Source organism: Parafrankia sp. FMc2 (genome assembly GCF_041008525.1).
Lineage (GTDB): Bacteria > Actinomycetota > Actinomycetes > Frankiales > Frankiaceae > Parafrankia.
Window position 1 is genome coordinate 1 of sequence record NZ_JBFLUG010000257.1, and the last position, 5,110, is coordinate 5,110.

General features: G+C 67.5%; 5 protein-coding genes and 2 pseudogenes. 5 read left to right on the forward strand and 2 right to left on the reverse strand.

Annotated features, from left to right (window positions below; all coding sequences use genetic code 11):
* Together AB1460_RS35510 and AB1460_RS35515 are read right to left on the reverse strand one after the other, a co-directional pair.
* A pseudogene (locus AB1460_RS35510) lies at positions 1-434 on the reverse strand (hypothetical protein); the annotation flags it as partial.
* 51 nt (positions 435-485) lie between these two features.
* Positions 486-767, reverse strand: a pseudogene (locus AB1460_RS35515) (transposase domain-containing protein); the annotation flags it as partial.
* A gap of 336 nt (positions 768-1,103) precedes the next feature.
* Here AB1460_RS35515 and AB1460_RS35520 point away from each other — a divergent pair.
* From AB1460_RS35520 to AB1460_RS35540, 5 genes are read left to right on the forward strand one after another with little or no spacing between them, the layout of a single operon-like run.
* Complete coding sequence (locus AB1460_RS35520; protein WP_368966803.1) at positions 1,104-1,514, forward strand: MarR family winged helix-turn-helix transcriptional regulator; 411 nt, start codon at positions 1,104-1,106, stop codon at positions 1,512-1,514.
* Between the two features lie 10 nt (positions 1,515-1,524).
* A complete protein-coding gene (locus AB1460_RS35525) occupies positions 1,525-2,820 on the forward strand; it encodes an acyl-CoA dehydrogenase family protein (RefSeq protein WP_368966805.1) in 1,296 nt (431 codons plus the stop codon).
* A complete protein-coding gene (locus AB1460_RS35530) occupies positions 2,817-3,563 on the forward strand; it encodes an SDR family NAD(P)-dependent oxidoreductase (protein ID WP_368966807.1) in 747 nt (248 codons plus the stop codon). Before AB1460_RS35525 ends, AB1460_RS35530 begins: the two co-directional genes overlap by 4 nt.
* Entirely contained in the window at positions 3,563-4,558 is a 996-nt protein-coding gene (locus AB1460_RS35535) for a phosphotransferase family protein (RefSeq protein ID WP_368966808.1), read from the forward strand. The genes AB1460_RS35530 and AB1460_RS35535 overlap by 1 nt, the downstream gene beginning before the upstream one ends.
* 1 nt (position 4,559) lies before the next feature.
* On the forward strand, positions 4,560-4,874 hold the full coding sequence (locus tag AB1460_RS35540; RefSeq protein ID WP_368966810.1) for an SDR family NAD(P)-dependent oxidoreductase: 315 nt from the start codon (positions 4,560-4,562) through the stop codon (positions 4,872-4,874).
* Positions 4,875-5,110 lie beyond the last annotated feature (236 nt).

Below are 5,110 nucleotides of genomic sequence, written 5' to 3' on the forward strand. Positions count from 1 at the left end.
CGGGCCGTCAAGCACGGACTGAAACGTGTGCAGTACCGGCCCGATCTTCTTGTCGGGTTCCTTGCCGAGACCGGGCTTGCTTGGGAAGAGCTCGGATCAACATGACTTCTCGCATTAATCATCAGTACGAGGCGGTCGCGTGCCGGCTCGCCACCACCCTTGACGATCTCGATGTTGTCGGGCCGCGGTGGGAACCGACCTCGGGCGGGCTGACGAAAGCCCGCCGGCGTACCGCACTCCGCCAAAGCGACGACCCGCAGCTTCGGGAACGCCGAACGCTTCTCACCCGACCCGGCGTAGCCGAACTCGGCGGCGTTCTCCTCGGTGTCGGGCACGTCGACCTCGAACCCGTCGACCGCGAGCAGCAGCCGGCCCCGCAGCCACGCCCCCCACGTCGAGGGCGTCGCGACCTGCCCGGCGACCCGTTCGAACACCTCTGCTATCAGCTCCCGGCCCAGCCTCTTACGCGCCTGGGTGATCCCGCCCGCCGTCGGTGGCGGCCCAGGCCGCGTCCCAGCAGCCGAACCGGTCGAGTGACCCGGTGACCTTCGCCGCGACCTCGACATAGTCGTCGTCCGGAACAGACACATCCCCAAGGTCAGATAGGCCGTCACATGCGGCGGCAGCTTCCCGCCCGCCCGCCGCGCAGCCACCCCGCAGGCATCGACCGCCTCGTCCACCGCGTCCCGAGACACCGCCGTCACCAACACCCCGACCGACACCTGGTCCGGGGACACCCTCGAAGCCACGAACCGCGACCAAACCACCCACCAGCACCGCCGCCACGCCGTACCAGGCCCACAACGGAGATCAACAAACCGCGGGGCTTCAAGATCCAACTAAGTTAAACGGCATTAATTCAAGATCCGTACTGGGCGAAGGCGACTACCCGGCTGTCGGCGCCGCCATCTCGTCCACTTCCTCCTGGTTTGACTGCCTCCATCAAACCCGGTACGGGACAGTCCTTCGGGCGCATCAGGACCAAGACTCAAAACAGCATCCTCATTGTGGGGCGGGGAGGGGTTGACAACATGCTGTCAATTTGACAACCTTCTGTCATGTACGGCACGGATCGTCACCCGCTTCCCCGGCTCATCGATGAGGTGCTGCGCACCCAGGGCCGGCTGCTGGCCGCCTCTGGGGACATCGCCGCCGAGGACGGTCTCACCGGTGCGCAGGGTTTGGTACTCACCGCGGTGGTGAGGGCGGACCGGCCGCCGACCGTTCCGCAGATCGGCCGCAGCCTCGGTCGCGCGCGCCAGTCGGTACAGCGGCTGGCGGACATTCTCGTCGAGCTGGGACTGCTGGTGAGCAAGGAAAATCCGGACCACAAGCGTGCGCCACTGCTCGTGCCGACAGAGGCGGGGCGTGCGGTGTACGCCCGGCTGAACGAGCGAAGCCGGTCGTGGATCGCCAGGGTGAGCGAGGGAATCAGCGAGGACGATCTCGTCGCGGCGACGGTGACGCTGCGAGCGTTGCGCGACGGACTGCAAAGGGATGCGGCGAAACACTGAGGAGACCGTGATGTGGGAATTCAGCACCGAGCCGGAGTTCCAGGAGAAACTGGACTGGATGGAGCGGTTCGTCCGGGAAGAGGTGGAACCACTCGACTTGTTGTTCCCCTCGGTCGGCGATCCCTACGACGTCGGCAACAAGGCGTCGCGGGCGATCCTGGATCCGCTGCGGGACAAGGTGAAAGCGCAGGGGCTATGGGCCTGCCACCTCGGTCCCGAACTCGGCGGCCAGGGCTACGGTCAGCTGAAGCTGGCGTTGATGAACGAGATCCTCGGCCGGTCACGCTGGGCACCCACGGTGTTCGGTACCGCCGCACCCGACACCGGAAACGCCGAGATCCTGGCCATGTTCGGTACCAAGGACCAGAAGAAGCGGTATCTGCGTCCATTGCTGGACGGCGACATCGTGTCGGCGTTCTCTATGACCGAACCGCAGGCGGGTGCGGACCCGAAGGAGTTCTGCTGCCGTGCCTGGCGCGACGGTGACGACTGGGTGATCGACGGGGAGAAGTGGTTCACCTCCAACGCCCGCTTCGCCGCGTTTCTGATCGTGATGGCCGTGACGGACCCGGACGTGAAACCGTACGAGCGAATGTCGATGTTCATCGTGCCGGCCGAGACGCCCGGCATCGAGATCAAGCGCAACGTCGGCACCATGGGCGATACCGAAGATGAAGGCATCCACGGCTACATCCGCTACCACGAGGTGCGAGTACCCGCCGACGCGATGCTCGGCGGGCCCGGCGAGGGTTTCCGGGTGGCGCAGGCGCGCCTCGGTGGTGGCCGGGTACACCATGCTATGCGCACGGTGGGCCAGTGCCGGCGGGCGTTCGACATGATGTGCGAGCGGGCCCTTTCGCGTCGGACACAGGGGGAGCGGCTGGCGGACAAGCAGCTGGTGCAGCAGTTCATCGCGGACTCGTGGATCGAGCTCGAGCAGTACCGGCTGATGGTGCTCAACACCGCGTGGATCATCGACACGCAACCGCACGGCGCGGCGCGAACACACATCGCGATGTGCAAGGTCGCGATGGCCAAGGTGTACCACGACATCGTGCAGCGGGCGCTGCACATCCACGGTTCGCTGGGCACCACGAACGAGCTGCCGCTGGCCGAAATGTGGATGAACGTGCCGATGCTCGCGCTGGCCGATGGGCCGACCGAGGTGCACAAAGTCACCGTCGCGAAGCAGGTTCTGCGCCGCTACCAGCCGGCCGATGGGCTGTTCCCGAGTGAACACCAGCTGCCGAACCTGGAAGCGGCCAGGCAGCGCTATGCGCACATCCTCGAGGAGCACGCGTCATGAGCGAGAACCTGTTCGATCTGACCGGAAAGGTCGCGCTGGTGACCGGCGGCAGCAGGGGACTCGGCCGCGAGATGGTGCTGGCGTTCGCCTGCGCCGGGGCGGATGTGGTGATCACCAGCCGCAAGGCAGAGAACTGCCAAAGCGTCGGGGGCGAAGTGGAGGCGTTGGGGCGCAAGGCATTGCCGTATGCCTGCCACGTCGGCCACTGGGACGAGCTCGAACTGCTCGCCGACGCCGCCTACGACGCGTTCGGCAAAGTGGACATCCTGGTCAACAACGCCGGGATGTCGCCGCTGGCGCCGTCGTCGGTGGAGACCTCGGAGGAACTGTTCGACAAGGTCGTCGGCGTGAACTTCAAAGGCCCGTTCCGGCTGGGTTCGCTGATCGGCTCCCGGATGGCCGCCGGTGACGGGGGCTCGATCATCAACGTGTCCTCCTCGGGTGCGCTGTTCCCGCTGCCCGGGTTCGGGCCTTACGCCGGCGCGAAAGCCGCGCTGAACGCGCTCACCACGGTGCTCGCGCTCGAGTACCGTCCGAAGGTACGCGTGAACACGTTGTCCGCCGGTCCTTTCCTCACCGACATTTCCAAGGCGTGGACGGAGGAGGACAGGACCAGGATCCGCAGCGCGATCGGCCACCCTGGCAGGCCCGAGGAGATCATCAGCACCGCGCTGTACCTGGCCAGCCCGGCGTCGAGCTACACCACCGGTGCCTTGCTCCGAGTGGATGGCGGGCTGTACTGATGACCGCGCAGGTGGACCTGAGCGGAGTCCTGCGGGAACGGGCCGGCGTGGCCGCGCAGTCCTGGGCGCCGGGCGTGGAGGTCGTGGACGTGGCGCCGTTGACCGGCGGGGCGTCCAGCCTCACCTTCGTGGCCACTCTTCGTGGCGTGCCCGACCCGCATTCCCGGATCGTGCTGAAGGTGGCGCCGCCCGGATTGCCGCCGGTGCGCAACCGGGATGTGCTGAGGCAAGGCAAGTTGATGAACGCGCTCCACGGCAGGCCCGGTGTGCGGGTGCCACCCGTACTGTTCTCCGACGCCGCCGCACCCCCGTTCGTCGCGATGGGCCTGATGCCCGGCGAATGCGTGGAACCGGTGCTCGCGGACGAACGCGACCCCGCTCGCTTGGGTGAGGTTCGTGCACGCGCACTGGACGCCGCGAAGGTGCTCTCCGCCGTGCACGCCGTCAATCCGGAGCAGGCCGGTCTCGGGGACGAGCCGGTCGTCACGCTCGGCGACGAGATCGACCGCTGGACCCGGGCGTTCACCACGGTGCCCGCTGATCTGCAGCACGATTACGAGGACGCGGCGCGGGCCTTGCACGCCACGATGCCCGCAGCCCTGCCGCCGGTGGTGAACCACGGCGACTACCGGCTCGGCAACACCCTCTGCGAGGACGGCCGGGTCACCGCGGTGATCGACTGGGAGATCTGGTCGGTCGGCGATCCGCGGGTGGACCTGTCCTGGTTCGCCTACTTCACCGACGAAGCGGGACACCCCGGGATGCGCGCCCCGGGCCCCACCGGGATGCCGAACATCGCGGAACTACTGGCCGCGTACGGACAAGACCTGCCCGACATGCGATGGTTTGACGCGCTGACCCGGTACAAGGAGGCCGGTGCCACCGCACTGCTGATCAAGCGTGGCCGCAAGGCAGGCGACCTTCCACCCAGCATGGAGCGGATGGTGCCCGCCATGCCGATAATGCTGCGCGAGGCACGGGAATGGGTCTCCTGAGATGGCGGAGCTGACGGGCCGCCGGATCATCGTGACGGGCGGCGCGAGCGGGATGGGCGCCGGGCTGGTTCGGGCCTTTCCCCGCTACGGCGCCCGTGTCGTGTCGATGGACATCAACGCTGAGGCGGGTGCGGACATCGCCGTGGGTGCCGGCGCCGGGTTCCTGCACTGCGACATGACGGACCAGGACTCCGTCGACACGGCTTTCGACCGTGCGGTGGCGGAACTGGGCGGGCTGGACGTACTGGTGCACGCCGCTGGGATCGCACCACGTGCCGCCGCGGAGAGCATGGCAGCGGCCTGTGGGACCAGGTGATGGCGGTCAACGCGCGGGGCACCCTGCTGACGAACCAGGCGGCCTTCCGTTGGCTACGGGACGGCGGCGGGCAGATCGTCGACTTCGCGTCCGCCGCCGGGATCCGCGGCAATGCCACTTCCACTATTTGGATCTTGGCTGGCTGTGGTGTGTCGGTTCGGGTGGTTCTGCCTGGTTGGCGGCATGATCGGGGGCTGTGGCGGACACGGGGGCGGTGGCGGGTAGCCAGCTGACGG